This is a genomic window from Reyranella sp. (genome assembly GCF_017305915.1).
In the GTDB taxonomy this organism is placed as follows: domain Bacteria; phylum Pseudomonadota; class Alphaproteobacteria; order Reyranellales; family Reyranellaceae; genus Reyranella.
This window is the reverse complement of sequence record NZ_JAFKJN010000018.1, coordinates 335,569-362,254: the sequence shown is the minus strand read 5'-3', so window position 1 is coordinate 362,254 and position 26,686 is coordinate 335,569. Positions and strand designations below refer to the sequence as shown.

General features: G+C 68.5%; 30 protein-coding genes. 19 read left to right on the top strand and 11 right to left on the bottom strand.

Annotation, left to right across the window (positions count from 1 at the left end):
• Nucleotides 1-10 precede the first annotated feature (10 nt).
• The 8 genes from J0J01_RS18910 to J0J01_RS18875 all read left to right on the top strand — a co-directional run bounded on the left by J0J01_RS18910 (nucleotide 11) and on the right by J0J01_RS18875 (nucleotide 7,747).
• Nucleotides 11-1,756: a sensor histidine kinase gene (locus J0J01_RS18910; RefSeq protein WP_296383372.1), complete on the top strand. Its 1,746-nt coding sequence runs from the start codon at nucleotides 11-13 to the stop codon at nucleotides 1,754-1,756.
• Nucleotides 1,749-4,310, top strand: a complete 2,562-nt coding sequence (locus J0J01_RS18905; RefSeq protein WP_296383370.1) for a response regulator — start codon at nucleotides 1,749-1,751, stop codon at nucleotides 4,308-4,310. The genes J0J01_RS18910 and J0J01_RS18905 overlap by 8 nt, the downstream gene beginning before the upstream one ends.
• A 72-nt stretch (nucleotides 4,311-4,382) precedes the next feature.
• The gene (locus J0J01_RS18900; RefSeq protein WP_296383368.1) at nucleotides 4,383-4,559 is read left to right on the top strand and encodes a hypothetical protein; all 177 of its coding nucleotides are present in this window, start codon (nucleotides 4,383-4,385) and stop codon (nucleotides 4,557-4,559) included.
• A gap of 198 nt (nucleotides 4,560-4,757) precedes the next feature.
• On the top strand, nucleotides 4,758-4,961 hold the full coding sequence (locus J0J01_RS18895; RefSeq protein WP_296383459.1) for a CsbD family protein: 204 nt from the start codon (nucleotides 4,758-4,760) through the stop codon (nucleotides 4,959-4,961).
• Nucleotides 4,962-4,975: 14 nt separating this feature from the next.
• Nucleotides 4,976-5,545 carry a hypothetical protein gene (locus tag J0J01_RS18890; protein ID WP_296383367.1) on the top strand — a complete coding sequence of 190 codons (570 nt, stop codon included), beginning with the start codon at nucleotides 4,976-4,978 and terminating at the stop codon, nucleotides 5,543-5,545.
• A gap of 104 nt (nucleotides 5,546-5,649) precedes the next feature.
• Nucleotides 5,650-7,221: an ABC transporter substrate-binding protein gene (locus J0J01_RS18885; protein ID WP_296383364.1), complete on the top strand. Its 1,572-nt coding sequence runs from the start codon at nucleotides 5,650-5,652 to the stop codon at nucleotides 7,219-7,221.
• A 45-nt stretch (nucleotides 7,222-7,266) separates the two neighbouring features.
• Nucleotides 7,267-7,473, top strand: a complete 207-nt coding sequence (locus J0J01_RS18880; RefSeq protein WP_296383362.1) for a hypothetical protein — start codon at nucleotides 7,267-7,269, stop codon at nucleotides 7,471-7,473.
• Nucleotides 7,474-7,486: 13 nt separating this feature from the next.
• A complete protein-coding gene (locus J0J01_RS18875; RefSeq protein ID WP_296383361.1) occupies nucleotides 7,487-7,747 on the top strand; it encodes a GNAT family N-acetyltransferase in 261 nt (86 codons plus the stop codon).
• Nucleotides 7,748-7,762: 15 nt separating this feature from the next.
• Here J0J01_RS18875 and J0J01_RS18870 read toward each other — a convergent pair whose 3' ends face one another.
• On the bottom strand, nucleotides 7,763-8,011 hold the full coding sequence (locus tag J0J01_RS18870) for a hypothetical protein (protein ID WP_296383359.1): 249 nt from the start codon (nucleotides 8,009-8,011) through the stop codon (nucleotides 7,763-7,765).
• 39 nt (nucleotides 8,012-8,050) lie between these two features.
• Nucleotides 8,051-8,188: a hypothetical protein gene (locus J0J01_RS18865; RefSeq protein ID WP_296383357.1), complete on the bottom strand. Its 138-nt coding sequence runs from the start codon at nucleotides 8,186-8,188 to the stop codon at nucleotides 8,051-8,053.
• Between the two features lie 216 nt (nucleotides 8,189-8,404).
• Between J0J01_RS18865 and J0J01_RS18860 the strand changes: the two genes are divergently transcribed.
• Nucleotides 8,405-8,572: a DUF1328 domain-containing protein gene (locus J0J01_RS18860; protein ID WP_296383355.1), complete on the top strand. Its 168-nt coding sequence runs from the start codon at nucleotides 8,405-8,407 to the stop codon at nucleotides 8,570-8,572.
• A 14-nt stretch (nucleotides 8,573-8,586) separates the two neighbouring features.
• A complete protein-coding gene (locus J0J01_RS18855; protein WP_296383353.1) occupies nucleotides 8,587-8,907 on the top strand; it encodes a hypothetical protein in 321 nt (106 codons plus the stop codon).
• A 47-nt stretch (nucleotides 8,908-8,954) separates the two neighbouring features.
• Here J0J01_RS18855 and J0J01_RS18850 read toward each other — a convergent pair whose 3' ends face one another.
• Complete coding sequence (locus tag J0J01_RS18850) at nucleotides 8,955-9,833, bottom strand: hypothetical protein (protein ID WP_296383350.1); 879 nt, start codon at nucleotides 9,831-9,833, stop codon at nucleotides 8,955-8,957.
• Nucleotides 9,834-9,955: 122 nt separating this feature from the next.
• On the opposite strand from J0J01_RS18850, the gene egtB reads away from it, so the two are divergent.
• Entirely contained in the window at nucleotides 9,956-11,200 is a 1,245-nt protein-coding gene (gene egtB / locus J0J01_RS18845; protein WP_365737527.1) for an ergothioneine biosynthesis protein EgtB, read from the top strand.
• Nucleotides 11,197-12,156, top strand: coding sequence for an L-histidine N(alpha)-methyltransferase (gene egtD, locus J0J01_RS18840; protein ID WP_296383348.1), 960 nt, complete (start codon nucleotides 11,197-11,199; stop codon nucleotides 12,154-12,156). Before egtB ends, egtD begins: the two co-directional genes overlap by 4 nt.
• 286 nt (nucleotides 12,157-12,442) lie before the next feature.
• Here egtD and J0J01_RS18835 read toward each other — a convergent pair whose 3' ends face one another.
• The 4 genes from J0J01_RS18835 to J0J01_RS18820 form a co-directional block, all read right to left on the bottom strand.
• Complete coding sequence (locus tag J0J01_RS18835; protein WP_296383455.1) at nucleotides 12,443-13,576, bottom strand: amidohydrolase/deacetylase family metallohydrolase; 1,134 nt, start codon at nucleotides 13,574-13,576, stop codon at nucleotides 12,443-12,445.
• Between the two features lie 30 nt (nucleotides 13,577-13,606).
• Nucleotides 13,607-15,031: a hypothetical protein gene (locus J0J01_RS18830; protein ID WP_296383346.1), complete on the bottom strand. Its 1,425-nt coding sequence runs from the start codon at nucleotides 15,029-15,031 to the stop codon at nucleotides 13,607-13,609.
• 76 nt (nucleotides 15,032-15,107) lie between these two features.
• Nucleotides 15,108-16,325: a crosslink repair DNA glycosylase YcaQ family protein gene (locus tag J0J01_RS18825; protein ID WP_296383344.1), complete on the bottom strand. Its 1,218-nt coding sequence runs from the start codon at nucleotides 16,323-16,325 to the stop codon at nucleotides 15,108-15,110.
• Nucleotides 16,322-16,594: a hypothetical protein gene (locus J0J01_RS18820; RefSeq protein ID WP_296383342.1), complete on the bottom strand. Its 273-nt coding sequence runs from the start codon at nucleotides 16,592-16,594 to the stop codon at nucleotides 16,322-16,324. Before J0J01_RS18820 ends, J0J01_RS18825 begins: the two co-directional genes overlap by 4 nt.
• 115 nt (nucleotides 16,595-16,709) lie before the next feature.
• On the opposite strand from J0J01_RS18820, the gene J0J01_RS18815 reads away from it, so the two are divergent.
• From J0J01_RS18815 to J0J01_RS18800, 4 genes are all read left to right on the top strand, one after another.
• Complete coding sequence (locus tag J0J01_RS18815) at nucleotides 16,710-17,366, top strand: DUF2161 family putative PD-(D/E)XK-type phosphodiesterase (RefSeq protein WP_296383340.1); 657 nt, start codon at nucleotides 16,710-16,712, stop codon at nucleotides 17,364-17,366.
• Nucleotides 17,367-18,161, top strand: a complete 795-nt coding sequence (locus tag J0J01_RS18810; protein ID WP_296383338.1) for a phosphodiesterase — start codon at nucleotides 17,367-17,369, stop codon at nucleotides 18,159-18,161.
• Nucleotides 18,162-18,177: 16 nt separating this feature from the next.
• Nucleotides 18,178-18,966 (top strand): hypothetical protein, encoded by a 789-nt coding sequence (locus tag J0J01_RS18805; protein ID WP_296383337.1) that lies wholly within the window; start codon nucleotides 18,178-18,180, stop codon nucleotides 18,964-18,966.
• A 121-nt stretch (nucleotides 18,967-19,087) separates the two neighbouring features.
• On the top strand, nucleotides 19,088-19,714 hold the full coding sequence (locus tag J0J01_RS18800) for a DUF6338 family protein (protein WP_296383335.1): 627 nt from the start codon (nucleotides 19,088-19,090) through the stop codon (nucleotides 19,712-19,714).
• A gap of 245 nt (nucleotides 19,715-19,959) precedes the next feature.
• Here J0J01_RS18800 and J0J01_RS18795 read toward each other — a convergent pair whose 3' ends face one another.
• The 4 genes from J0J01_RS18795 to J0J01_RS18780 form a co-directional block, all read right to left on the bottom strand.
• Nucleotides 19,960-21,468, bottom strand: a complete 1,509-nt coding sequence (locus J0J01_RS18795; RefSeq protein ID WP_296383333.1) for a DUF3987 domain-containing protein — start codon at nucleotides 21,466-21,468, stop codon at nucleotides 19,960-19,962.
• Nucleotides 21,398-22,003 (bottom strand): hypothetical protein, encoded by a 606-nt coding sequence (locus J0J01_RS18790; RefSeq protein ID WP_296383331.1) that lies wholly within the window; start codon nucleotides 22,001-22,003, stop codon nucleotides 21,398-21,400. Before J0J01_RS18790 ends, J0J01_RS18795 begins: the two co-directional genes overlap by 71 nt.
• A gap of 594 nt (nucleotides 22,004-22,597) precedes the next feature.
• A complete protein-coding gene (locus tag J0J01_RS18785; RefSeq protein ID WP_296383330.1) occupies nucleotides 22,598-22,777 on the bottom strand; it encodes a hypothetical protein in 180 nt (59 codons plus the stop codon).
• Between the two features lie 80 nt (nucleotides 22,778-22,857).
• The gene (locus J0J01_RS18780) at nucleotides 22,858-23,178 is read right to left on the bottom strand and encodes an SMR family transporter (RefSeq protein ID WP_296383328.1); all 321 of its coding nucleotides are present in this window, start codon (nucleotides 23,176-23,178) and stop codon (nucleotides 22,858-22,860) included.
• Nucleotides 23,179-23,342: 164 nt separating this feature from the next.
• Between J0J01_RS18780 and J0J01_RS18775 the strand changes: the two genes are divergently transcribed.
• The 3 genes from J0J01_RS18775 to J0J01_RS18765 are packed head-to-tail and all read left to right on the top strand — an operon-like array spanning nucleotide 23,343 to nucleotide 26,606.
• Nucleotides 23,343-24,290: a transglutaminase family protein gene (locus J0J01_RS18775; RefSeq protein WP_296383326.1), complete on the top strand. Its 948-nt coding sequence runs from the start codon at nucleotides 23,343-23,345 to the stop codon at nucleotides 24,288-24,290.
• A 55-nt stretch (nucleotides 24,291-24,345) separates the two neighbouring features.
• The gene (locus J0J01_RS18770) at nucleotides 24,346-25,071 is read left to right on the top strand and encodes a hypothetical protein (RefSeq protein ID WP_296383324.1); all 726 of its coding nucleotides are present in this window, start codon (nucleotides 24,346-24,348) and stop codon (nucleotides 25,069-25,071) included.
• Nucleotides 25,068-26,606 (top strand): O-antigen ligase family protein, encoded by a 1,539-nt coding sequence (locus tag J0J01_RS18765; RefSeq protein WP_296383323.1) that lies wholly within the window; start codon nucleotides 25,068-25,070, stop codon nucleotides 26,604-26,606. Before J0J01_RS18770 ends, J0J01_RS18765 begins: the two co-directional genes overlap by 4 nt.
• Nucleotides 26,607-26,686: the final 80 nt, after the last annotated feature.

Here is a 26,686-nt window from a genome sequence, read left to right as displayed (position 1 = left end):
GCGCTCGACCATGCCTCACTGGTCGCTGCGCACGAAGCTGGTGATGGTGGCGGTGCTGGCGCTTTTGCCGGTGTTGTTCCTTTCCGGCTGGCGCGCCTGGCACGATTCGCGGCAGACCCAGGTTCGCCGCGCCGACGCCGCGTCCGCGGTCGCCGAGGGCGCCGCGAGTCGCCATCGCGAGCTGGTCGAGGGCTCGCGCCGCCTGCTGATCGCCGCCTGCACCGATGACGCCGTGCGCGCCGCCCTCGAATCCGCGGCGACGGCAGCGGATGTCGAGCGCTGCGAGGGCTATCTGGCGCAACTGCTGCAGCGCTTCCCGTCCGACTACTCGGCGCTGGTGGGGATCGACGACAAGGGCGTGGCGCGCTGCGCCAGCTCGCCGTCGGCGCGCGGCATGAACTTCTCCGATCGCGAGGTGTTCAAGACCGCCCGCCAGTCGCACAACTTCACCATCGGCTCCTATATCGCCAGCCGCATCACGCCGCGCACCGTCGTGCCGATGGCGCTGCCGATCATGCTCGACGGCCAGTTCCACGGCATGTGCGCGCTCGGCCTGTCGCTGCGCAGCATGGCCGAGCAGCTCGCCTCGCCGCAGTCGGCGGGGTCGGCCGGCGTGGCGTTGGTCGATCGCGACGGCGCGCCGCTCGGCGGCGATCCACGGGCGACGGCGGCGCTGCCGGTGCCGTCGCGTCTCAGCGCCGCGATCGCCGCGCGCCAGTTCACCTTCGCCGACTACGGCCAGAACGGCGCCACCTATGACTTCGCCGTCCGGCCGCTCGCCGGCGGCACGCTGTTCGTGATCGGCGCCATCCCGGCCGATCGCAGCCTCGGGATGCTGCTGGCCGATTGGTGGGAGTTCGCGCTGATCGCGGTGGCGAGCGCGGTGCTGCTCGCTGCGCTCTGGCTCGGCGCCGATCGCTGGTGCGTGCAGCCGTTGCGCCGCATCCAGGAGTTCGCGGGCCGGGTCGCTCGCGGCGAGGCCGGCGCGCTCGAGGCGCCGCCCGGCTGGGCGCCGGAAATGACATCGGTCGGCGCGCGGGTGAGCGAGATGGCCGCCGCGATCGCCAGCCGCGAGCAGGAGCTGAAGGCGGGACTGGAGCAGCGCGACCACATGCTGCGCGAGATCCATCACCGGGTGAAGAACAACCTGCAGATGATCTCGAGCCTGTTGAACCTGCAGGCTGGCGAGATTCGCTCGCCGCGTATCCGGCGCTTCTTCGGCGACGCCCAGAACCGCGTGCTGACGCTGTCGATCCTGCACCGCCACCTCTACGAGCGCTCGAGCTGGTCGCTGGTCGACTTCCAGCAGTTCATCAGCGACCTGGTGCGCCAGATCTCGGTGGCGCGGCCGGGTATCGAGCGGCCGCAGCCGCGCTACACCATCCGTGCGCCGATCATGGCGGTCGGCCCCGATCTCGCGATCCCGGTCGGCCTGATCGTCACTGAGGCGGTGGGGCGCGCGCTCAACCACGATTTCACCGGGGTCGCGGTGCCCGAGATTCGCATCGAGGCGCACGAGAAGGGCGAGGAAGTCGAGCTGGTGATCGAGGACAATGGTTTCGAGCCGCCAGGTCCGGCCCCGGTCGGAGCCGGACCGGGCGGAACGCGCGGCAGCTTCGGGCTGACGCTGATCCGCGGGCTCGCCATGCAGCTCGGCGGCGAGGTCGCGATCGGCGAGCGGCCGGCCGGCGGAACGCGAGTGGTCGTCACCTTCCCGATGCCGCGCGACGAGACCGAAGGCGGGGCGGATGGCTGACGTCCGCAACACCTCGCGGATGATCGGCTTGGTGGTCGGGCTCACGATCGCCGTGCTGGTGGCGACCGGCGCGCTGCTGACCTATGCCCGCTACCGCTCGGCCAACGAGCAGCAGCGTCTGGTGGTCAACAACTACGAGACCATCTCGCTGATGCGCCAGGCGCTGATCGTGCTGCAGGACACCGAGATCGGGCAGCGCGCCTATCTGCTGACCGGCGACATCGTCAATCTCGAGCCGTACGAGCGGGCGCGCCTGCGGCTCGACCCGGTGGTGCGCCAGCTCGAGGCGGCGATCGGCGATGACGGCGAGGCGCTGCGCCAGGTCGCCGAGTTCCGGACGGCGGCGGCGGAGAAGCTGAGCGAGCTCAACGCCACCATCGTCGCCTTCCAGCTCTACGGCCGCGACGCGATAATGCCGCGCAACGCCGGCCGCGCCACCACCGATCGCATCCGCCAGATCGCCGACGCCTTCGTCGAGGGCCAGCGCCTGATGCTGTCGAGCCGGCTCGCCATGCTGCGCTCCGAGCAGGACCAGGCCGACCTCGCGGGCGTGCTGGTGCTGAGCGGCGCCTTCGCCTGCCTGATCGTCGGCATGTACCTGATCGTGCGTGGCGGCTCGCGGCTCGAGGAGGCGCAGCAACAGCTCTCGGGGCGCAGCCAGCTGCTGCAGACCACGCTAGAGACGCTGCAGGACCCGATCTTCGTGCTCGATGCCGACGGCCATGTGGTGGCCTGGAACGGCGCCTTCATCCGGCTGGCCGGCTGGGATCCGGCGCGCGATCCGGTGCTCGGCCGCGAGCAGCTCTTGTCCGAGCGCTTCCCGGCGACGCGCGCGCTGCTGCGGCCGCTCAGGATCGGCGACCCCGGACGCGAGCCGCAGCTCACGGCGCGTGTCTCCTACGAGGGCCGCGATTACGAGGCGTCGCGCGGCGAGATGGCGGGCGGCGGCGCGGTGGTGCGCTGCGTCGACGTCACCGAGAAGCTGCGCGACGAGATGGCGCTGCGCCAGGGCCAGAAGATGGAGGCGGTCGGCCAGCTCACCGGCGGCATGGCGCACGACTTCAACAACATCCTGCAGGTGATCCAGGCCAACCTCGACCTGATGAAGGCCAACGTCGAGGGCAGCTCCGAGGCGATGGACCGGCTGATGAGCGCCACGGCCGCCGCCGACCGCGGCGCGCGGCTGACCCAGCAGCTGCTCGCCTTCGCGCGCCGCCAGCCGCTGGCGCCGCAGCCGACCAGCGTCGCCCGCATGGTCGCCGACATGGGCGACCTGCTGCGCAACGCGATCGGCGAGCGCGTCCAGATCGAGTTCGCCATCGACGATGCCGCCTGGAACGCCCGCATCGATCCCGGCCAGCTCGAGAACGCCATCCTCAACCTGGCGCTCAACGCGCGCGATGCCATGCCCGACGGCGGCACGGTGCGCATGGAGGTGTCGAACGCCACGCTCGACCGCCGCTACGCCGCGCTGCACGCCGACGTGACGCCCGGGCCTTACGTGCTGATCGCGGTGAGCGACACCGGCACCGGCATGCCGGCCGACGTGATCGCCCAGGCGTTCGACCCGTTCTTCACCACCAAGAACGAGGGCCGCGGCACCGGCCTCGGCCTCAGCATGGTCTACGGCTTCGTGCGCCAGTCCAGCGGCCACATCCGCATCGACAGCGCGATCGGGCAGGGCACCAGCGTCAAGCTCTACCTGCCGCGCACCCTCGATCCGGTGGCCGAGCCGGAAGGCCGCACGCCGATGCCGGCTTCCGGCAGCGAGCGCATCCTGGTGGTCGAGGACAACGAGGAGGTCCGCCGCGCCGTCGTCGACATGCTGAAGGGCTGGGGCTACCACTTGGTCGCCGTCGAGAGTCCGGATGCCGCCGCGCAGCTGCTCGAGAGCGATTCGGCGTTCGACCTCCTGTTCACCGACGTCGTCATGCCGGGCGTGCTGTCGGCGATCGAGCTGGTGCGGCTCGCCCAGCATCGGCGGCCCGGCATCGGCGTCCTGCTGACCTCGGGCTACACCCGCGACCTCATCGCGGCGCACGAGGAGGGGGCCGACCTGCCGCTGATCGCCAAGCCCTATCGCAGCGACGAGCTGGCCGCCCGGGTGCGCACGGTGTTGGCCGCCCGCCAGCAGCCGGCGCCGCCGGTCCCGCCCGTCGCCGGCGCCGCTCTCGCGGCCCGTTCCGACCATCCGCGCCGGGTGCTGTTCGTCGAGGACGAGGTGGTGCTGCGCATGTCGACGGTCGACATGCTGGAGCGGCTGGGCTGCCTGGTCGCCGCGGTCGGCAGCGCCGAGCAGGCGCTCGACCTGCTCGACCGGGGCAACACCTTCGAGGTGCTGCTGACCGATCTCGGCCTGCCCGGGATGACCGGCGAGGAGCTGGCCTCCGAGGTGCGGCGGCGCTTCCCCGGCCTGCCGGTGATCATCGCCAGCGGCTACGGCAAGAGCGATGCGCCCTCGGAAAGCGACCTGCGGTTCATCGGCAAGCCCTATTCCTCGATCGACCTGCAGCAGGCACTGGACGAGGTCGCGCGACGGGCAGACACAGCTTAGTCGCGCAGCCGCTGCAACCGGCGCTTCCGGGTGTGCGTTTATTACGCACGATACCGAACGTAGGGGCGTCAAATGTTTACACTGCACAGCGGAGGATCGCGTACCCGCGGCAGCAATCTTGCCGATGTCCAGGCGCATGAAGTGCATCGTGAGCCGCCCGGACCGCTCGATGGCGAGCTGCTCGATCTCTTTGGCGCGGTCCTGATCATCGTGCCGCTGGCGATCCTGATGAAGGCGTTCCTGTTCTAGCCTCGCCTCCCGGCAACCTTCGTTTTGGCGCGCCGTTACTCGACCACTCAACGCGCGCCGAATGACAGGAGGTTGCCCGTGCGTCCTATCTCCCTTCTTTCCGCTATCGCCGCCGTCTCGCTGATCGCCGCTCCGGTCGCCTACGCCCAGACCAGCAGCACGACCACGACGACGACCACCCGGTCGGACACCGACACGATCTGGCAGAAGATCAAGGGCAGCTGGAACCAGACCAAGGGTGCCATCAAGGAGCAGTGGGGCAAGCTCACTGACGATGACTTGATGGAGATCCAGGGCCGCCGCGACCAGCTGGTCGGCAAGATCCAGACCCGCTACGGCATCAGCCAGCAGGAGGCCGAGGCCCAAGTGAGCGGCTGGGAGCACAAGCAGAAGAGCATGTGAGCGGAGCGCGGGCGATGAAGGCACTTCGCATCGTGGCAATCGTCGCCGGCCTGGCGGCGATCGGCGCGGCCGGAACGTCGCTGGCCCAGAACGTGGCCGCGAGCCCCGGTTATCCTGGGAAGATCACCGACACCCGCACCGGCAAGGTCTGGACGCCGAGCCTCGACTCGCTCGACGCCTATCAGCCGACCGACCCCAACCACCCGGTCAACCGCGAGTTCGACCCGCGCTCCCAGCAGGGCGGCGTGCCGGGCATGGTCACCCAGCGGCCGCGCGCCGAGCTGATGGGCACCGTGCCGATCACGGCCGGCCCCTCGGTGCCGATCATGACCCTCGACGCGCCGTCGCTGCAGGCGGTGCCGGGGCAGCGCTGGATCTCGGTCCTGTACGTCACCAACAACAGCGGCGCCACGATCGACCCGATCGTGGATTGCCACTTCACCAACCACGGCCAGAAGGTCGAATCGGTCCGCCTCTACGTGCCGACCGCCGGTCCCGGCGAGCGGCTCGGCGTGGCGGTGCGCGGACCGCGCGTCGACATGTTCGTCGACAAGGTGGTGTGCGTGCCGATGGCACCGACCTGAGCCTCTCGTGAATTTCGCGTGAAGGGCCGGCGCACAGCCGGCCATTTTCGTTTGCCGCCGGAGAACGGTAGGCTCCCGCCTCCAGACGATGGGGGTAAGGGCGTATGAGTGGTTTCAAGCGGCGAGCGGTCCTGGCGGGCAGTGCGGCGGTGGCGGCGGCGTCGCTGATCCGGCCGCGCGAGGCGCGGGCGGCCAAGGGCATGACGGTGGTCTGGGAGTCCGAGGTCACCATCCTCGATCCGCATTTCACCACGGCCGCCATCACCCGCACCTTCGGCCTGCACGTCTTCGACATGCTGTTCGCCATGAACGAGAAGAGCGAGATGCGGCCGCAGATGGTCGATAGCTGGCAGGTGAGCGCCGACAAGCTCACCTGGACCTTCGCGCTGCGCGACGGCCTCAAGTTCCATGACGGCGCGCCGGTCACCGCGGCCGACGTCATCGCCTCGCTCAAGCGCTGGTCGGTGCGCGACCCGCTGGGCAAGATGCTGATGGCCGACACCGCGACGCTCGAGGCCAAGGACCCGCGCACCTTCGAGTTCGTGCTGAAGCAGCCGTTCCCGCTGATGCTGGAGGTGCTGGGCAAGCCCAACGCGCCCCTGCCGGTGATCATGCCGGCGCGCATCGCCGCGACGCCGCCCGACCAGCGCATCCCCGAGCCGATCGGCTCGGGCCCGTTCCGCTTCGTGAAGGACCAGTGGCGGCCCGGCAACACCATGCTGCTGGAGCGCAACCCCGACTACGTGCCGCGCCGCGAGGCGCCGGATTTCCTGGCCGGCGGCAAGCGCGTGAAGATCGACCAGCTCACGCTGCGCGTGATGGTCGACCAGTCGACCGGCGCCAACGCGCTGATGGCGGGCGAGATCGATTACATGCAGTACCTGCCGTTCGACATGCTGCCGATCCTGGAGAAGGAGAGGAGCGTCAAGCTGCTCGGCCTGGGCGGCATCCACCAGTTCCAGGGCAACTTCCGGCTCAATCACGCCGCGCCGCCGTTCGACAATCCGGCGGTGCGCAAGGTGATGTGGAAGCTGGTCGACCAGGATGCGATCCTGACCGCGATCGGCGTGCCCGACCGCTACCGCTCGCAATCCTGCCCGTCATTCTTCATGTGCGGCACGCCGCTCACCACCGATGCCGGCGCCGCCGGCAACAGGTTCGACATGGCGGCGGCCAAGGCCGAGCTCCAGGCCTCGGGCTACAAGGGCGAGCCGGTGGTCATCCTCGAAGTGTCGGGCTCGATCAGCCAGACCGCGTCGCGGGTGCTGGTGCAGAACATGAAGGACATAGGCTTCACCGTCGATCAGCAGCCGCGCGACTGGCCGACCGTGCTGGCCCGCCGTTCCAAGAAGGAGGGCTGGTCGATGTTCCCGGTCTACTCCAACGGCACCGACATGTTCTCGCCGTTGTCGCACTTCTACATCGCATCGACCTGCAGCGCCGACTACCCGGGCTGGTCCTGCGACAACCAGATCCCGGCGCTGCTCAAGTCCTTCACCCAGGCGGCGACGCCGGAGGAGCGGCGCAAGATCGCGGCGGACATCCAGACCGCGGCCTATGCGCTGACGCCGTCGGTGATGTGGGGCCAGTTCACCATTCCGGCCGGCTATCGCAGCGACCTGAAAGGCCTGATCCAGTCGTCCTATCCGATGTTCTGGGAGGTGGATCGCGCATGATGCCGCACCTTGGTAACCGGGCCGCGGAGCCGGCGTTGGACTGGCATGATCCGGCAGCATGTCGTTGCAGCTATGGCGGTGATCGGGGTCGCCTCCTGCACCAGCGAGACCCGCTCGTACGTCGTGGCGGACGACGCCTGCGTGTCCTACGAGCTGCATGTCGGGACGCCGCAATACCGCCTGTGCACCGAGCGCGAGGCGAAGATCGCCGGTTCGGGCCGCTACGTGGAGAACATCCCTCCCGTGCGCTGACGGGAGGCGTGCGGTGACGGTCGCGCACAATACGGCGCTCAGCCGTTACGAAATGAAGACGGGGCATGGCCTGGCCATTGCCGTCTATCACCAGCACGGCGACCGTCGGGTCTTCACCCACACTGAAGTGCCGCCCGAAGACGAGGGCAAAGGCTACGCCTCGCAGCTCGTCAAAGAGGCGCTCGACGACACGCGCCGGGCCGGCCTCAAGATCCAGCCGGCCTGCAGCTTCGTGGTGGCGTATGTGCGCCGCCACCTTGAATACCGCGATTGAGCCGAGGCCGACGCCCTAGTGCGGGCGGTCGTGCTCGTTCGTGCCCTTCCAGCTCACGCGCTTGCCGCCCGAGAGCGAGACATGGCCGCGGCGCAGCAGGGACATCAGCGCGCGCCGCGTCTGGATGTCGCTGAAGCCGCGATCCTCGAGCCGCAGCTCGAGGTCCTTGATCGGCACTTCGGGACCTGCGCTACGGGCGAGGATCAAGATCTCGTCGAGCAGGGCGCCTTCTGCATCGGTTAGCTTGTGACCGGGCGGGCTCATCCAACGCTACTCACAGAGGGGAGGTGAGAGGATAGCGGCTCAGTGCGGCCGGACGAACAAGGCCCAGGCGAGCCCCAAAGCGATCACAGCGCCGACGACGGAAGAGATCAGGACGAGCATAACTCGACCGCTGATGACGCCGCCGCGCGATTCAACAGGGGTCACTTCGCGTTGCATAGAGGAGCCTCCGTTGGTCGTTCAAGGGGGGCCTCAGCAGTGATGAACGCCAAGGCGCCCCCGCGGTTGCCCGGGCGTTCCGTCGTTTTTTGCCGCGGCCACGAAACACAGCGCACCCCTAACGAATGCCCGTCATGGGTCGTTGCCCGGAACCGCGCGGCTACAGGCCGCGTTACGGAGCCACTACAGCCTGCCGCCTCACTCCAGGAGAGACCCATGCTGTATTGGGCATCGATGTTCCTGGTCGTGGCCCTCGTCGCCGCCCTGTTCGGCTTCGGCGGCATCGCCTCGACCGCCACCGGCATCGCGCAGATCCTGTTCGTCATCGCGCTGGTGATGTTCCTCGTCACCCTCGTGGCGAACTTCATGCGCCGCAATTCGTGAGGCGAGGAGCAGCCATGCGTCTTGCGCCCATCGCGATAGCCATCCTTGCCGGCGCTCTCGCCGCAGCATGCACCGTCCACGAAACTCGCACCGTGGTGGCGCCGGCCGACGATTCCTGTGCCGCCTACGGCTACGTGCGCGGCACCGAGGGCTATCGCATCTGCGCCGAGCGCGAGGCCGCTGCACGTTCCCGCGGGCGCATGGCCGCCGGCTACGCCGAGGCCCGCGTCGCCGCCGACGCGCAGGAGGCGTGCCTGTCCTACGGCCTGGCGCGCGGCACCGATCGCTACGATCGCTGCGTCAACCGCGAGATCAACTACCGCCGGCCGGGCTGATCCGAAAAAACTATGACGCGCCACTGGATTGGCGCGTCTCCGGCGGTCTAGCCTTGCCCGAAATGGGCGCGCAGCCGGTCGCGGGCCGCGTCGCCCGCCGTTCGATCCCAGCAATTGATGATGGCCACCCGGAAGCCGCCGGGCGGCATGGCGTGGCGCTCCGGCGCCCAGTCCTCGTGGAAGGTGATCTGCAGGCTGGAGACGCCCGGCATCGCCACGATCTCCTGCTGCAACGCTTCGGGCGGATGGCGATAGCGCCGGCCGTGCGGCGAGAACAGCACGACGCTGTAGCCGGTGCGCCGCGCGCCGTCGTCGAATTGCCAGTCGTGTTTCGTGTAGAGCCGCACCAGCGCCTCGACCCAGCGGTCGCCGCCATAGAGGTCGGGCCACTGGTCGGCGAATCGCAGATGGACCTCGATGATGCGCGCGCCGATCGTCTCGAGGTTGATGATGCCGCTGTAGCCCCTCAGGTGCTTGCGGCTCCATCCGCCGATCCAGTCGTCGAGGGCGGGGCTGACGGCGGTGCCGACCTCCCAGTAGTCGAAGGTGCCCTGCCGACCGGTGATGCCGCGCGCGTGACGCCACCATTTCGGCTCGCCGTCAATTACCACCACGTCACTGCTGACATGGTCGCCTTCCAGCAGGGTCGCCCAGAAATGTCCCGGCTGATATGCGGCGATGTAGTCCGATTCGGATTGAAGGGGGCGGCTGCCCACGCCCATGCCTTTCAGGTTGTAGATCGGCTTGGAAAAGACCGGATAGTGCGGAGGGCTAACGCCGTGCGGTGCCGCCTCGAGCCCTTGACTCAGGGCGACCGCGAGCTTGTCGTAGACCCAACGATGGGCGGGATTCCAGGACCATGCGTCGCTGTCCTCAGTCGGAATGAAGACGTCGTCGGGGCAGGGCACACCTGCGAAGTATTGCATGCGCCAGGGATCGATTTCGCAAACTGGCACTTTTTCTTCCCCCTGGGGTACGAAGTGGACGCTAACATAACTCGGGCAACCGGGTATTCTCGGCCCGCGTTAGGACCCGATGCGGAGATGTCGTGTCGAAACTGATAACGCGTAGCGTGCAGACGCACGCCCTCCCGCTCCTCGATCGGTTCCTCGCGGTGCGCCGGCAGACCGAAGCGCTGGCCGAACCGCTCTCCCTCGAAGACCAGACCGTGCAGTCGATGCCGGATGCCAGCCCGACAAAATGGCATCTCGCGCACACCACGTGGTTCTTCGAGACCTTCCTGCTGAAGCCGCAGCTCTCGGACTATCGCCCGTTCGATCCGTCCTACGAGTACCTGTTCAACTCCTACTACGAGGCGGTTGGCCCGCGTCATCCGCGGCCCCAGCGCGGCATCATCACCCGGCCGGGCGTCGACGAGGTCCTCGCCTATCGCCGGCACGTGACCGAGGCGATGGTGCCGCTGATCGCGCAGAGCAACGCGACCGATCTCATCGAGCTCGGCCTGCATCACGAGCAGCAGCATCAGGAGCTCATCCTGATGGACATCAAGCACGCGCTGTCGCTGAACCCGCTGCTTTCGGCCTATGCGCCGGAGCCTATGCCGGCGACGACCGGTGCGCCGATCAGCTGGCTCGACTTCGAAGGCGGTCTGGTCGAGATGGGACATGCAGGCGAGAGCTTCGCCTTCGACAACGAAGGTCCGCGTCATCGCATCTGGGTCGATCCCTTTGCGCTGGCGAGTCGCCTCGTCACCTGCGGCGAGTACGAGGCCTTCATCGCCGACGGTGGTTACCGCCGGCCGGGGTTCTGGCTGTCGGCCGGCTGGGACTGCGTGCAGCAGCGCGACTGGGACGCGCCGCTCTACTGGCACGAGGACGGCATCTTCACCCTTGGTGGCCTGCGGCCGCGGCGGGCGGAGGAGCCGGTCTGCCATGTCAGCTTCTACGAGGCGGCCGCCTACGCGAAGTGGGCGGGCAAGCGCCTGCCGCGCGAGGCGGAGTGGGAGATCGCCGCGGCCGACGTGGCCCTCGACGGCAACCTGCTCGAGGACGGCTTGCGGCATCCGGCGCCAGCCGACGGTGAGGGGCTCGCGCAGATGATCGGCGATGTCTGGGAATGGACGGCCAGCCCCTACGTCGCCTATCCGGGCTTTCGCGAACCGGCCGGCGCGATCGGCGAGTACAATGGCAAGTTCATGGCCAACCAGATGGTCCTGCGCGGCGGTTGTGCGGCGACGCCGCGTGACCATATCCGGACGACCTATCGCAATTTCTTTCCGCCGGATGCACGCTGGATGTTCGGAGGAATTCGCCTGGCGGAGGATCTCCGATGAACGGTCCCGTGCTCAACCTGCGGGTCGCAGAGACGGACCGCGAGGAATTCCGCCAGGCCGTGCTCGACGGGCTGTCGGTGACGCCGCGCGCCATCCCGGCGAAGTTCCTGTACGACGAGCGCGGCTCGGCGCTGTTCGACGAGATCTGCGAGCTGCCCGAGTATTATCTCACGCGCACCGAGACCGCGATCCTGAAGCGGCACGCCGCCGACATCGGCCGCCGCGCCGGCCCGGGCTGCGCGCTGATCGAGTTCGGCAGCGGCTCGAGCGTGAAGTCGCGGCTCTTGATCGAGGCATTGCCCGAGCTCGCGCTCTATGCGCCGATCGACATCTCGCGCGAGCATCTCGATACGACGGCGGCGCGGCTGCGGCGCGACTATCCGCGGCTGAACGTGCTGCCGGTCTGCGCCGACTTCATGAAGCCGGTGCTGCCGATCGAGAGCGGCGGGCGGCGGCTGGGATTCTTTCCCGGCTCGACCGTCGGTAATCTGACGCCGTCGGAAGCGACGGTGTTCCTGCGCCACACGCGCGAGCTCCTGGGTGACGACGGCGCGCTGGTGCTGGGCGTCGATCTCAAGAAGGACCCGCAGCGCCTGCACGACGCCTACAACGATGCGGCCGGCGTGACCGCGGCCTTCACCCTCAACCTGCTGCGGCGCCTGAACCGCGAGCTGCACGCGACGTTCGACCTTGCAGCTTTCGCGCACGAGGCGTTTTACGACGAGGCCGAGGGCCGCATCGAGATCTACTTCCGGAGCCTGAAGAAGCAGTCTGTCATGGTCGCTGGCCAGCGCTTCGACTTCGCTGCCGGCGAACGCGTCCACACCGAGTATTCGTACAAGTACGACACCGCCGACCTGTCGGCGCTGGCGGCCAGCGGCGGCTTTCGCGTCGCGGAGACCTGGACCGATCCCGAGCGCCTGTTCGCCGTCGTCTATCTCGAAAGCATCGCGTGAAGCGAAAGCGTCCCCAGAAGTAGTCAGCCCGCCCTAGAGGGACTCTAGGGCGGGCATGTGAGACCAGGCGGGGAGGGTGGCATCGCAGAGCGGGGGGCAGGGGCGACGCCAAGTGACCCGGTCACATCGACACAACGACACGTCCTTCGAATTGGTTGCGCAGCTTCCTGTGAAAGTTCAAAGAATCTGACTAATCTCCCTGGGCCACCAGGGGACAACGTCGTTCCGACAAGGATTCCAACGGCTTGGCCGCGACTGTCGGATGCCGCACAGAGTGTCGCAGCGCTCAGGCCGGATGCCACCAGCGGCCGGCCAGAACCACGCCGGCGGACAGCAGGCGCTTATCCCCAACCAGTCGCTCGCCGATGCAATCGGTGTAGTCGAATTGCCCGTTCGCCTGGTCGAGCACGGTCGCTTCGCCGACGCTGCCGACCTTGAGCGTGCCGAGGTCCGGCCGCTTGATCGCCGCCGCCGGATTGACCGTCGCGAGCTTGATCACCGTGGCGAGATCGACGCCGAGGCACAGGAACTTCGACATCGTCGTCAGCAGGTCGAAGGCCGGGCCTTCGATCGAGATCGTGTGCACGTCGGAGGAAATGACGTCGGGCAGGAAGCCCGCCGCCAGCATCGCGCGCGTCGTGCCGAAGCCGAACGAGCCGCCGCCGTGGCCGATGTCGAAGATCACGCCGCGCTGGCGCGCCGCCAGGATCTCGTCGCGCACCCGGCCGTCGGCGCGCACCGGCGCGTTGGGGAACGGCCGGAAGCAGTGGGTGAGGATGTCGCCGGACCGGAGCTGGCTCACCACCTCGTGGCGGGCCGGCGGCGGGTTGTCGAGATGGGCCATCACCGGCAGGCCGGTCTCCTCGGCGACGTCGAGCGCCATGTAGAGCGGCTGCGCGCCGGAGTTTCCGCTGGCCGATTTGCCCACCCGGACCTTGATGCCGAGGATCAGGTCCTTGTGCTCGAGCGCCACCCGCACCGCTTCGCGCGGATCGATCAGGCGCATGTCGGCGCTCTCGCCCACCATCACCGTCTTGGAGAAGGCGAAGATGCCGGGGAACGAGACGTTGAGGTACGGCAGGATGCGCACCGGCGAGGGCTCGATCACGTGCCGGCGGAAGCCGTGGAAGTTGCCGGGCCCGGCGCTGCCGGCATCGATGAAGGTGGTGACGCCGCCGGTGCGCGCCAGCAGCTCGGCCTCGACGCCGAGCGAGGTGCCGCCCCAGTAGACGTGGGTATGCAGGTCGATCAGGCCGGGCGTGACGAGCTTGCCGCCGACGTCGCGCGTATCCTTGCCCGATAGATTGTCGCCGATCGCGGAAACCTTGCCGTCCGAGAAGGCGATGTCCGCGACGCGGTCGATCGCCTGCGACGGATCGATCAGCCGTCCGCCCTTCAACACCAGATCGTTCATCGGGATCACCTTAATGGACCAAGCAGCGTACGCAACTCACCTGCTCCGCCATTTCAGCACGCCGGCGAAGATGGCGAGGTAGATCAGCGGCTCGATCGAGTAGCGGATGCGCTGGGTCTCGACTCCGTTGATCAGGTTCGGGACGGACACGAACAGCGCGAGCACCAGCATCGGGAAGGCCCAGTCGGCCGTCGGGCGGGTTCCGCGCCAATAGCCGATGGCGTCGCCGATGCCCGCGAGCACGATGAAGGCCGAGCCGGCGACGATGAGGAAGAGCAGCGGCAGCGAGCTGGCGGCGAGCCGGTTCATCGTCGACTCCCACCACCCGGTCGCGACGCGGCCGGTGCCGCGGAAGGTATGCACCGATTCGTACAGCAGCAGCCTGTTCCAGGCAGAGGTGTAGGCCGCGAGCTTGAACGGTATGTGCCGATAGTCCCAGGACGGCGTTCCGAGAAAGGTGAGCAGGCTCGACCCGGCATGGTCGAGATAGACGCGGGGATGGAGCCGCAGGACACGCCAGGCGTCCCGGGCAAGATCGCGCGAGTAGCCGACGATCGCGATGTGATTGAAGTTCGGCTCGCCGTGCGAGTCCACGATCGCGCACAGGACCTCACGCCGTTCGCGGCCCGCGTTGCAATCCTTCGCGGATCCGAGCCAGCCCCACCAGACGTCGCCGTGCTCCAGGGCTTCGGCGGTGGCGGGCGAGAGCTCGCCCCGCTCGGCGCGCCCGCGAATGTCGTCGAGCGCCGGCGCGAACTTCACCTCGTCTCCGCCGCGCATCGGCATGGCCATGCTCATCAGGCTGATCCCGTCCCAGGAGCTCGCGGAGAAGATCCCGAATTCCTTGAGATTCTTCACGTACACCGAGGCCACGACGAAGATCGAGGCGGCGGCGACCGCGATGGCGCGGCGGTCCCAGTCGCGATGACGGCTCGCCAGCACGCAGGCGCCGATCAGTACCGTCACCACCCAACCCAGGTGGAAGAGCGAGCGCAGCATCCCCAAGACGACCAGGCAGGCCGCGAACCCGACGAAAGGAGCCAGCCGCCGGCGCTCGAAGTAGGAAGCGGCGAAGGCGGCTGCGGCGAGGACGAGAACGGCTTCCAACTGCGCGTAGAAGAAGAGGTTCTCGTACAGCACAACCTGCGGCAGCACGCCGAACAGTGCCGCCCCGGCACCGGCCGTCCAGGGAGATGCGCCGAAGCGGCGGATGAAGGCGTAGAGCATCGCGACGACGGCCAGCGACGCGCCGGCGAACAGCAGATGCAGGAGGGTGAAGCCCAGCGTGCCCGGCAAGGCGACCGCCGCTGCGTAGAGCATGTTGAGCAGCGGCGGCTGCATGTGCATGAGGTAGATCGATTGAAGGGGCGCGGTGCGGATCAGCTCGGGGTCGAGCATCTGCCACCAGCCGGCGTCGAGGTCGTAGCTCAGGTCGTAGAGGTGGTGAAAGGCCAGGCGCACGCCGACGGAGAAGGCGATCGCCAGGCCGAGCGGCGGTTCGCGGGCGATGTCCCACGGCGTCGATCGCCCCATGCCGCTAGCCCGCGCGCGCTCGTACCGCGCGCCCTCGTATCACGCGTTCGAGGCCCAGCCAGTCGGCCATCAGGCGCAGCTCATCGCTGAGCGGACCTTCGATCTTCCGCCGGTCGATCCCCTTCTCGACATGCACGGCATGGGCCAGCAGCGCGCCGTTGGCGCGGTCGGCCTTGAGGTCGACGCGGCCGACGATGCGGTCGCCGAGCAGGAAGGGCAAAACGTAATAGCCGTAAATGCGCTTATTCAGCGGGGTGTAGATCTCGATGCGATAGAAGAAGTCGAAGATGCGTTCGGTGCGGTCGCGCTCCCAGACCAGCGGATCGAACGGCGCCAGCAGGGCGCGGGCGTCGATCCGGCGCGGGATCTTCGCGGCGGGATCGAGATAGGCCGGCCGGTCCCAGCCCTCGACCGCGACCGGCAGCAGCTCGCCCGCCTCGACCAGCTCGGCGAGCCGCGCCTTGGTGTCGGCGACGCCGAGGCGATAGTAGTCGCGCAGGTCGAACTCGGTCGCCACGCCCAGCGCGCGGGCGGAGAGCCGCAACAGCTCGCGCTGCGCCTCTTCCTCCGAGGGCGTCGGCAGAGCCTGGACCGTCGCCGGCAGCACGCGCTCGGTGAGGTCGTAGACGCGCTCGAAGGTGCCGCGCCGCGTCGCGGTGGTGACCATGCCGGCATAGAACAGCCATTCGACCGCGAGCTTGCCGTCGCTCCAGCCCCACCAGGCGCCGCGGCCGGCGCCGCCGTTCTCGAGCTCCGAGGCGGCGAGCGGCCCCTTGTCGGTGATCTCGCGCAGCACCTCGTCGATGAACGGCTGGCGCTCGCGGCGGAACGTCCGCAGCTTGCCATTGCCTTCGGTCTCCGTGACCGCGCGCTGCATGCGCCAGCGCAGCAGCGGCTGGCTCACCAGCGGCAGCAGCGAGGCCTCGTGCGCCCAGAACTCGAACAGCCGGCGCTGGCTCTTGCGGCCCCAGGCGACGCGGTCGAGCAGCGCCCGGTCGTAGGCGCCGAGCCGCGAGAACAGCGGCATGTAGTGCGCGCGCACCAGCACGTTCACCGAATCGATCTGCAGCAGGCCGAGCCGGTCGATGCAGCGCTGCATCTGGCCGGCATGCACCGCCTCGGGTCGTCCGCTGCCGAAGCCCGAGGCCGCGAGCGCGATGCGCCGGGCGGCGTCGGCCGAGAGCGTTGTCCTGGGCCGAGAGATCCTGACCTTTTCGCTCATTGCGCCTTCTTCCTCTCCAGCCGCTCGAGCGCCGTCTCGACGGCCTCGACCTGGCGTGCCGAGAGATGGCGGTTGGCGCGGTATTCCTTGCAGGCCTTGGCGAGAAAGGCGCTCCCGTCGGCGTGTGCTTGGGCCCGCTTCATCAGGAGATCGTGCGGGCCGGTCCGTTCGCTCCTGGCGGCGCGGCGGGCGCGATAGAGCTGGATGCCGACCGCGACCACGACCGCCATCACGAAGAAAATGACGATGTCCAGGGACGGAGCGGTCATCGGCCCGGCATCGCTTCCGCGATTGCCGCGGCGATGGCAGCGGCCCCTTGGTCGGACAGTTCCGTCATGATTTTCCCCCGCTCCGAAGCTTCGCGGCATGTTAGCGTGGGAACGCATGTCGTTGGAAAGCGACCTTTACGCGCCGGTGAAGGCGCTGCTCGAAGGGCAGGGATACAGCGTCAAGGGCGAGGTGAAGGGCTGCGACGTGGTCGCCGTGCGCGGCAACGAGCCGCCAGTGATCGTCGAGCTCAAGCGGGCGTTCGGCATGGGGCTGGTGCTGCAGGGCGTCAACCGCCTGGCGTTGTCGGACGCGGTCTACCTCGCGGTCGGCGCCTTCCCCAACAACATCCGTAGCGTCCGCAAGCTCTGCCGCCGGCTGGGGCTCGGCCTGATCGTGGTGGTGAAGGGCCGGGCCGACGTCCTGCTCGATCCTGCGCCGCCGCCCGTGAGGCCGCGCAAGGACAAGCGCCGGCTCGGCCGGATGCTCGGCGAGCACGCGCGACGGGTCGGTGATCCCACTCTTGGCGGCTCCTCGACCAAGGTGCCGATGATGACGGCCTACCGGCAGGAGGCGCTGCGCTGCGCGGGCTTCCTCGCCAAGAACGGGCCGATGAAGGTCGCCGCCGTACGGCTCGCGGCCGATGCCCCCAAGGCGGCCGCGATCCTGTCCGCCGATTACTACGGCTGGTTCGAGCGGATCGAGCGCGGTGTCTACGGCCTGACGCCGAAGGGGCGGACGGGTCTCGAGCAACACGGCTGGAAGGACTCCTGAGTGCTGATTGCCCAGCTTTCGGACCCGCATGTCCGGCCCGACGGCGTGCTCTACCAGGGCGTCGTCGATTCGAATGCGCAGCTCGCGGCGGCGATCGCCCAGGTGAACGCGCTCGATCCGCCGCCCGACATCGTCCTGCTGAGCGGCGACCTGGTGGAGACGGGGACGCCGGCGGAATACGCCAAGCTGCGCGGGTTGATCGACGGCCTCGCGATACCGTCGCTGGTCATTCCGGGCAATCACGACGACCGCGAGGCCTTTCGCAGGGCCTTCGGGGACCACGACTACCTGCCCGCCGCGGGGCCGATGCACTACGTCGCGGCCAGCAACGCGGTGCGCATCGTGGCGCTCGATGTCACGCTGCCCGGCCTGCACCACGGCGCGGTCGACGAGGCCGCGGCGCGCTGGCTCGACGAGACGCTGGCGGCAGAGCCTGCGCGGCCGACCGTGATCATGATGCACCAGCCGCCGTTCGATACGGGCGTGCCCTATCTCGACCTCTATTCCTGCCGCGACGGCGCGCGGCTGGCCGAGGTGGTGTCGCGCCATCGCCAGGTCGAGCGCATCGTCTGCGGCCATGTCCATCGCTTCATGCTGCTGCGCTTCGGCGGCACGGTGCTGTGCACCGCGCCCAGCACGACGACGGCGATCGCCTTGCGTCTGCGGCCCGAGGCCGAGCCCGCCTCGCATGTCGAGCCGCCGGCGTTCCTGCTGCATCACTGGCGCCCCGAGGTCGGCATGGTCACGCACCTGTTGCCGATCGGCGACTTTCCGGGCCCTTATCCGTTCGCGTGAGTTCGAAGGAGACGACGTGGCTGCACAGGACAACTGGGGTTGGCGGGCGCGCATCGGCCTGTTCATCGTCGGCAACGAAGCGGTGCCGGAGGCCGAATGGTGGGCGATGGCGCCGCCGGGCGTCTCGGTGCATGCCGCGCGCGTGACGGCGCGGGCGCCGTGGGCGCAGTGGAACGCGGACAGGACCGCGGTCGAGCCCGCCGCCGACCTGCTGCGCGGCGCGCGCCAGTTCGCGGCGATGCGCCTGCACGCCGTCACCCTGGCGCACAGCTCGAGCAGCCTGGTCGGCGGCAAGGGCTGGGACGCCGCGACCGTCGCCAGCCTGGCGCCGGTGCTCGGCAATACGCCGTTCGTCACCACCAACGGCCTCGACATCGATGCGGCGCTGCGGGCGATGCAGGTGCGGCGGCCGTTCCTGGTGCTGCCGCCGTGGTTCAACGACGACACGGTGGCGGCGGGCGTGCGCTATTACGCCGACCATGGCTTCGCGACGGCGGGCCACCTGCGCTACGACCCCGGCCGCAAGTGGCGCGACCTGCCGCCGGGCGACTTGGTCGGGCAGGGCGCCGGCTTCGAGCAGGAAGTCGAGCCGCTCTACGCGCAGATCAGGGCGGCGTGCCCGCCCGTGGCCGACGGCGTGCTGATCGCCGGCACCGGTTTCCGCTGTGTCGCGATCCTCGAGGCGCTGGAGCAGGACCTGCAGCGCCCGGTGATCTCGGCCAACCAGGCGAGCCTGTGGCACTGCCTGTGCGTCTCGGGCGTGCGGTCGGCGGTGGAGGGATATGGGGCGCTGCTGCGGACGTGAGGGGGCTAATCCAGTAGCCATAAATGCCGGAAATCGCACAGGAGTGTTTGGCGACCGTTTTCACCGTTTGCGCCGTTTTTGCCATCTGGCTCAAAAACGGAATGTGTACTATTTTAGAGTGATGAAGTTCGACCTCTTTATCGTCCAGATTGCAATCCTCTTTTTGCCGGGTCTGATTTGGGCAGGCCTTGATTCCAGGTACGCGCTGAAGTCCAAGCCGTCCGAGGTTCAATTCGTCCTGCGAGCGTTCCAGTTCGGGCTGGCATCTTACGCGGCGACGTTCGGTGTCTACGCGCTTTTGGGATGGCCGTTCGCCCTTGCCGACTTGGCGGATGCATCAGCCAAAGGAATTCTCACGCCTTCGATCTTTAAAGAGGTGGCGTCAGCCATTGGGGTCGGATTGATCCTCGCCATCCTTTGGCTGTTCGGATCGAATCACAAGTGGGACACACGTTTTCTGCAATGGATCGGAGCCACCAAGACTTATGGGGACGAAGATGTCTGGGACTTCACCTTCAATTCGCCGGTGGCTGCCGTCGAGTACGTCCACTATCGGGACTTCGCCAACCAGATCGTCTATGCAGGTTGGGTGAAGGAATTCTCCGAGAGCGAGAAGTTGCGGGAGCTCGTGCTGAGGGACGCGGAGATATTCGACTTCGACGGCAACAAGCTATTCGAAACGCCACTCGTCTACCTTGCTCGAAGCCCCGATAATATCCATGTAGAATTTCCGTATCGCCCAGGGTGACGCTATGACCGAGAAGAAGGACCGCCGTATCGCTTCTCGCGGCTACACTAAGACCCAGACCCTAACCGAAGGCTACCTTCGGAAAGGAGGGAGCAACACGGCCGTCTCCCAAGTTCAGACCCGGCCTCCCGCTCCGGCGCCAATGAGGACAACTTCCTCATCAGGTTCCGGGTCTGCGGGGTCCTCGGGCGATGGGAACACGAAGAAGGGATAGCGGGAAATGCCGGAAATCCATTTCCGGCGTCTTACGTGTCACCTCTTAGCCTCGGATTCACCAGCCACCGCTTCGCCGGCCGGCCGCGGCCCTGCTGCTCCGGCACGTCGAGCCGCAGTACGCCGGCATCCTCCAGCCGCAGCGCCACGCGGTCGGTCTCCTGGCCGTCGATCGCCTGGGCCAGCGCGTCGCGGCGCAGCTCCTGGCGCGTCACCGCCGCCGCCTTGGTCTGGCGCAGCCAGCGGATGATGCGGCGGGCGTGGCGGTCGCGCTCGGTGCGGCCGGCGCGGTTGAACACCGTGCGGGCGTGCGGCCAGAGATAGCTCTGCCAGAGTTCTATCGCGGCAATCAGAATGTCCCGGCTCACCGTCGGCGGCGGACTCCCGGGCTCCTGCTCCGACCAGCCGAGCAGCGCCAGCATCGCCGCCAGCCGCACCACCGTGCCGCGGCCCTTGCCGAGCCAGCCGGCTTCCAGCCCTTCGGCCTCCGGCAGCCGGCCATGCAGCTCGGCGAGGAAGCCGTCGAGGAGCACGAAGGCCTCGTCGTCGAAGCCGATGCGGCGCGGCTGGTCGACGCTGCCCGCGAAGGCCGCGATCTGCTGCAGGCGCGCCATCGCTGCGTCGTCGTCGGCGAGGCTGAGCTGGCCGAGCGGCCGGTAGGGCGCCGGGTCGGGCCAGGTGTAGAGGAAGCGCGCCGCCATGCCGTCGTCGCCGCCCTGCAGTGCCTCGGCGATGCGGTCGGGCTGGATCGAGCCGATCACGCTCACCGGGAACTTGCGCAGATGCAGCGGCTTGCCACGCGAGCGGCGGTTGATCGTGATGCCCGCCGCCGCCCACGCCTCCAGCCAGTGCGCGCGGTCCGAGCCGCCGTTGGCGTAGCGGCCGAGATTGGCGAGCCAGGCCGCGAGCTCGTCGCGCCACAGGACGACGCCGCGCGGATTGCCCGAGACGACGTCGGCCATCGCCTCGAGCGTGGCGTCGCCGACCAGGATCTGCGCCGGCACGAAGCTCTCCTCGTAGCTCGCCTCCATCGGCCGCTCGGGCAGCGTGCTGCCCTCCTTGATCGCGATGGCGCAGCGCTCGCGCCACTGGTCGGCGGTCAGGCGCGCGGCGTCGACGCGCGCCTGATGCCGGTTGAGGCGCACAGCGTCGTCGGCGCGCAGGCCGTCCTCGATGTCGTCGAGCCGGCAGCGCACGGCGGCCAGCGCCGGCGACTTGCCGCTCGACGGCCAGCCGACCAGCGCCTGCCACAGCACCAGCGGCTCGGCCCAGAAGGTCGAGACCTGCGCCAGCACGCCGGCGCCGCAGAGCGCCGCGACGGCGGCGAGCACGCCCTGCGCCACGTAGTCGATCGGCGTGCCTGCGGCCGTCGCCGTGTCCTCGACCCAGCGCGCCCACTCGGTCGGCAGCACGTCGAGCGGGAAGGCGGGGACGGCGCCGCGGCCATCCTCCATCAGGGTCGCATCGACCTCAGGCCAGCCGGCCCAGGCCTCGTTGAACTGCACGGTGCCGGGCGGCGGCTGGATGGATGGGTCGTACATCGGCTTGCTCCTGTGCTTGGCGAGAGGTGATGAAGATCGGCGGCGCCTTGCCGGCGAAGCCGGTGAGGGCGCGGTGAAGCCTGAGCGCCATCGCCTCGTCGGCGCAGGCGAGCGCGGGCACGTCGCCGAGCTCGAATCCGACATCGCGCCAGTCGAGCACGACGCCGCCGCGCCGCTCGGCGGCGAGCCAGGCGAGGGGATCGGGAAAGACGGTGAGCGGCCGGCTGGAGCGATGCGCTGCTTCGAGCCGGTCGTGACCCAGCAGGAGCGCCAGGCTGAGCCGGCGCCGCATCGCGCGGGTCTCCAGCGACACCGCGACCAGGTCGAGCAGGGTCGTCTCCTGCCAGACGCCGAAGATCGCCGCGACCCGGCCGCCCTCGGCCACCGGCCGATAGAGGGCCCCGTCGGGCTCGACCCAGTCGACGCCCCACGTGGGTCGCGGCTCGGGAAGGCCGGCGCGATCGAGCACGGCTTGCATCGCCGGGCTGCGGGCGAGGCGCCAGGCGTGGAGGAGTTCGCGGGAGATCGGCTTCATGGTTAACCGATCTTGCCGTAAGTTGATTAACTGATCAATTCACGGAGAACGATGAGGCCAGAGCGGAAGCCGCGTTTTCCGCAGCATCGAGGGGCCGACCGAAATTTCTTGTTCCGGAAAAAGCAAATCGGCATCCGGTCGACACCGAGGTCCGAAATCCCTCAGCCGCAAATGCCCGAAATCGATTTTCGGCATTTATGGCTATGCGCTGAGGCCTCCAATCAGGTTGCGCAACGACCGCGACCGACAGCGAAAGCTTGCCTGGTCAGTCCACAGGGCGCGGCGCTACGACGGTCCGCAATGGATCGATGAAGCAACCGCGTAGGAGAGACGCTGACGAAGGAGCGCTCTCTTGGTCGGGCTGTCCCCCCAATCCCTATGCAAGCTTCGTCGCTCTCAAGCACACCTATGACGAACTGTGGCGGCGTCGGTCGGTTGGTGAGCGACGATCCCGGCAAGGACGGCTACACGCTCGATCCCCGCGAGGAGCCCGAGCATCATCCTGTCCCCTACACGCGGGCCTTAATCGATAGCCATAAATGCCTGAAGTCATTTCCGGCATTTATGGCTATACGCTTTGGCTCGCCGCCGAGCCTAGTTGGCGATGAGTTCCTTCAGGTCGTCGAGGTGCAGCTCGATCGACCATCGGATTTCCGCCCGTTCCACGGGAGAAATGGTCTTGGAGATCTCGACCCAAGACAGGCGTATCGCGTCGAGCTTGCCTTCGATGTCGCGCTTCAGCTTTTCCGCCTCAGTCGTTGCCTCATTGGTCATTGCCCTGCCCACACGCTGGAACGCCCCCGCCGGCATTCTAGCACAGTTCGGGCCGATCCTGCGTGCGCAGCGCAGCCTCCTCAGTCCGAACTGGAAAATTTCATCAGCACGAGGCCGCCGAGGATGAGCGCCGCGGCAACGATCCGCAGCGTGCCGGCGGCCTCGCCGAGGATCGCGATGCCGGCCACGAAGGCGCCGAGCGCGCCGATGCCCGTCCATACCGCGTAGGCGGTGCCGAGCGGCAGCGAGCGCATCGACCAGGCGAGCAGGCCGACGCTCAACGCCATGGCGATGAAGGTGACGACCGATGGCAAGACGCGGGTGAAGCCTTCGGACTGCTTCATCGAGAAGGCCCAAACGACCTCGAGCAAACCGGCGCCGATGAGAACGAACCAAGCCACGGCAACTCCTCCAACCTGAGTCGCCGGGCCGTCCCGGACTTGAACCCATCGGAGGTGGGGGAGGACGTGGCCTCGCACCCCAGAGATAGGGCAGGGGTGTCGTCCGTCAACCTTGCGGCCGAAAATCCTGCAACCTTGCCCGGAACCCGGCATTATCGCCGGACATGCGCACCCTCGAGATCGTCCACCGCACCCGCTACGAGTACGCCGAGCCGGTGACGCTCAACGACTACCGCCTGATGTTCCGGCCGCGCGACAGCCATGACCTGCGCCTGCTGCACACCAGCCTGGTGATCGATCCCGCAGCCAGCGTGCGCTGGATCCACGATCCGTTCGGCAACTCGATCGCCCTCGCCGCTTTCGCGCCGGAGCCGGTGCAGGCGCTGGAGCTCACCAGCACCATCCAGGTCGAGCATTACGGCGTGCCGCCCGAGCTGCCGCCGATCGAGGACTATGCGCGCGTGATGCCGTTCAGCTATCTCGCCGAGGAGGCGCCCGACCTGGCGCGCTACGTCGAGCGCCACTATCCCGATCCCAATGCCATGCTGAGCAACTGGGCGCGCCAGTTCCTCGAGGTCGGCGAGGAGGGCGCCAACGACACCTTCGCCGTGCTGGTCCGCATGTGCCAGGGCATCCAGGCCCAGCTCAGCTACGCCATGCGCTTCGAGATCGGCACCCAGCCGCCCGCGGTGACGCTGGAGACCGGCGGCGGCACCTGCCGCGACTACGCGCTGCTGATGATGGAGGGCGCCCGGTCGCTCGGCCTCGCCGCCCGCTTCATCACGGGCTACCTCTACGATCCGGCGCTTGACCAGGCGGCGGGACAGGCCGTCTCGACCGCCTTTCCGCATGCCTGGATGGAGGTCTACCTGCCCGGCGCTGGCTGGGTGGAGTTCGACCCGACCAACGGCATCGTCGGCTCCGACCGCCTGATCCGCGTCGCCGTCGCGCGCGATCCCGAGCAGGCCATGCCGATCAAGGGCAGCTTCACCGGCCCGCCCGGCGTCGGCATCGAGTCGATCGTCGACGTCCAGGTGCGCACCCTCTTGCCGGTCGCCGCGCCGGCGCCGCGCTCCGAGGCTCCCGCTAAAGTGATCAAGCCCGCGGCGTGACGCCATTTTGACTTAAGACTGCAAAGAGGTAGGACTGGCGGGATAATAGCCGGCCGTGCTTGGGGGAAACTTCCTGTCGCTCTTCCTGAATTGGCTCACCCGGGGCCTGACGGTCATGGGCGGCCTCGTCGCCATCGTCCTGGGCTGGCCGATCGCGCAGGCGGCCTGGCAGGCCCAGCAGGCCGACAGCGTCCTTTATGCCCTGCGCACCGAGAAGCGGATCGACCGCAAGGAAGCCGCCGCCGGGGTGGAGGCGCTGAGCCGGGCGATCGCTCTCGATCCGATGGCGTCGCGCATCCTCGAGCGCTCGGAGCTGCTGGCCTCGACGGCCCAGACGCCGTCGGCCGGGCTCGAGGCTGGCGAGCGCACCGACTGGCTGCGCCGCTCCCGCACCGATCTGATCGCCGGCCTCGCCAACGCACCGGCCCATGGCATCGACTGGCTGCGGCTCGCCGCCGTGCAGCTGCAGCTCGCGGGCCCGTCGCGCCAGGTCGTGGCCCTGATGTTCACCTCGCAGCAGATGGCGGGCGGCATCCCGCAGGCCTGGCCGACGCGGCTGCGGCTGATCCTCGACTGCTGGCCCCTGCTGACCGGCCCGGAGAAGGAGCGGCTGAAGCGCCACGTCGAGACGATGTGGCGGCAGTCGAGCACCGATCGCCGGCTGTTCGGCTACGCCACGCGCTCGGCCGCCGACCACGCGATCCTCACCTGGTTCCTGCGCGACATCCCCGGCGCGCCGCAGGAGCTGGCCAAGATCATCGAACAGGTGAACAAGCGATGAGCGACGACGATCGGCCCCGCCGTCGCCATCATCGTCGCCGCCGTCGCCGCCGCCATCACGACGAGGAGCCGGTCGAGGAGCTCGGCCGCATCGACTGGCCGCGCTTTGCGGTGATGATCGCGGGCTGGCTGACGATCGCTTCGTTCCTGCTGCTGCTGGCGCTGGCGCCATTGCCGCTCGGCGCCAACCGCGATTGGGCCTGGGCGCCGCTGCTGATGATGCTGGGCACGATCGGCATCCTGTGCGCGCTGGGGCTGGGCGATCCGCGCGGCTTCGCGGTCGAGCCGAAGGAGCGCTGGCCGCTGCTGGCGCTGCTCGTCTGCTTCCTGGCGTTCACCTTCGTCGGCCTGCTGCAACTCTCGACGCTCGCGCCGGCGACCGGCAGCGCGCCGTTCTATGCCCGCGCCCAGTTGCTGCTCGGCCAGGTCCACGCCGCGGTACCGACGCTCGCCGTCGACCAGACGCGCGATACGCTGCTGCGCTGCCTCGCCTCGGTGCTGGTGTTCGTGATCGCCCGCGCGCTGTTCCGCGAGCCGAAGCGGGCGCGTCTGCTGCTCTATGCGCTGCTGGCGAGCGCGGGGTTCGTCGTGGTCTACGGCCTGCTGCAGCAGGTGGCGACCGGCGGCTGCTATGTCGGGGCGCTGCTCAAGAAGCAGGGCGACTACACCGGCGACCGCTGCCTGATGTCCGGCACCTTCGCCAACAGCAATTCCTTCGGCTGCTTTGTCGGCATGGCGTTCGCTGCGGCGGTCGCCATGGTGCTGCAGGAGCGCCGCCGCCAGCGCGCCTTCGAGGGCGACGACGAGGACGGCGGCACGCGGCTGCTGCGCCGGCTGAGCGGGGCCACGCCGGTGCTTGTGGCGCTGGCGTTGCTGTTCCTGGGCGCGCAGCTCTTCTCGTCGTCGCGCGCCGCCTTCGCGGTGACCGCAGTGGTGACGGTCGGGCTGCTCTATCTCTCGATGCGCGGGCGCTGGCGGTCGGCCGCCCATGTCCGCCGAACCATGATCGCGGGGGTAGTGATCGGCGTGGTCATGCTGGGCGTCGCGGGCGGCACGATGCTGCGCAAGGTGTCGCTGCTGGGCGACACCGCGCAGTTCAACCGCACCGCCATCTGGCAGACCTCGCTGCAGGCCGCCCAGGCCTCGCCCTGGCTGGGCTGGGGGCTCGGCACCTATCCCGAGATCTTTGCCGCCTACCAGCCCGACCGCATCCGCCTGACCAACGACAAGGCGCACTCCACGCCGATCGAGCTCCTGGTCGAGACCGGCGTGCTCGGAACGGTGCCCGGCCTGCTGACGGTGCTGATCCCCTGGGGCGTCTGCCTGGTCGGCGCCTGGCGGCGGCGACGGCACCGCTACCTGATGGTCGCGGCGGTCGCGGTGCCCGGGATCGCGATCCTGCATTCCGTAGTCGATTTCAGCCTGCAGATCCCGGCCATCGCCTTCGTTTCCGCAGCGTTCCTGGGCATGGGCTGGGCCCAGACATTTTACCGCACGCCCGTGCAAGAACCGTCCTTTACGGAGGCCGAGGAATAAAGTAATCTCATTATGGGTGCAGGCAGTGTGCTGGGGCACGCGGCTAGGGTATTTTGGGTGTGATTTTCCAGCGACAGGAA

Coding starts and splice junctions, on each gene's coding strand:
- J0J01_RS18795 (WP_296383333.1), bottom strand. CDS start 21,468: ATGTACGACCCATCCATCCAGCCGCCGCCCGGCACCGTGCAGTTCAAC.
- J0J01_RS18910 (WP_296383372.1), top strand. CDS start 11: ATGCCTCACTGGTCGCTGCGCACGAAGCTGGTGATGGTGGCGGTGCTG.
- J0J01_RS18815 (WP_296383340.1), top strand. CDS start 16,710: ATGTCGTTGGAAAGCGACCTTTACGCGCCGGTGAAGGCGCTGCTCGAA.
- J0J01_RS18870 (WP_296383359.1), bottom strand. CDS start 8,011: ATGAGCCCGCCCGGTCACAAGCTAACCGATGCAGAAGGCGCCCTGCTC.
- J0J01_RS18775 (WP_296383326.1), top strand. CDS start 23,343: ATGCGCACCCTCGAGATCGTCCACCGCACCCGCTACGAGTACGCCGAG.
- J0J01_RS18860 (WP_296383355.1), top strand. CDS start 8,405: ATGCTGTATTGGGCATCGATGTTCCTGGTCGTGGCCCTCGTCGCCGCC.
- J0J01_RS18905 (WP_296383370.1), top strand. CDS start 1,749: ATGGCTGACGTCCGCAACACCTCGCGGATGATCGGCTTGGTGGTCGGG.
- J0J01_RS18880 (WP_296383362.1), top strand. CDS start 7,267: ATGATCCGGCAGCATGTCGTTGCAGCTATGGCGGTGATCGGGGTCGCC.
- J0J01_RS18855 (WP_296383353.1), top strand. CDS start 8,587: ATGCGTCTTGCGCCCATCGCGATAGCCATCCTTGCCGGCGCTCTCGCC.
- J0J01_RS18820 (WP_296383342.1), bottom strand. CDS start 16,594: ATGACCGCTCCGTCCCTGGACATCGTCATTTTCTTCGTGATGGCGGTC.
- J0J01_RS18865 (WP_296383357.1), bottom strand. CDS start 8,188: ATGCAACGCGAAGTGACCCCTGTTGAATCGCGCGGCGGCGTCATCAGC.
- J0J01_RS18765 (WP_296383323.1), top strand. CDS start 25,068: ATGAGCGACGACGATCGGCCCCGCCGTCGCCATCATCGTCGCCGCCGT.
- egtD (WP_296383348.1), top strand. CDS start 11,197: ATGAACGGTCCCGTGCTCAACCTGCGGGTCGCAGAGACGGACCGCGAG.
- J0J01_RS18850 (WP_296383350.1), bottom strand. CDS start 9,833: ATGCAATACTTCGCAGGTGTGCCCTGCCCCGACGACGTCTTCATTCCG.
- J0J01_RS18790 (WP_296383331.1), bottom strand. CDS start 22,003: ATGAAGCCGATCTCCCGCGAACTCCTCCACGCCTGGCGCCTCGCCCGC.
- J0J01_RS18890 (WP_296383367.1), top strand. CDS start 4,976: ATGAAGGCACTTCGCATCGTGGCAATCGTCGCCGGCCTGGCGGCGATC.
- J0J01_RS18885 (WP_296383364.1), top strand. CDS start 5,650: ATGAGTGGTTTCAAGCGGCGAGCGGTCCTGGCGGGCAGTGCGGCGGTG.
- J0J01_RS18785 (WP_296383330.1), bottom strand. CDS start 22,777: ATGACCAATGAGGCAACGACTGAGGCGGAAAAGCTGAAGCGCGACATC.
- J0J01_RS18800 (WP_296383335.1), top strand. CDS start 19,088: ATGAAGTTCGACCTCTTTATCGTCCAGATTGCAATCCTCTTTTTGCCG.
- J0J01_RS18900 (WP_296383368.1), top strand. CDS start 4,383: ATGTTTACACTGCACAGCGGAGGATCGCGTACCCGCGGCAGCAATCTT.
- J0J01_RS18825 (WP_296383344.1), bottom strand. CDS start 16,325: ATGAGCGAAAAGGTCAGGATCTCTCGGCCCAGGACAACGCTCTCGGCC.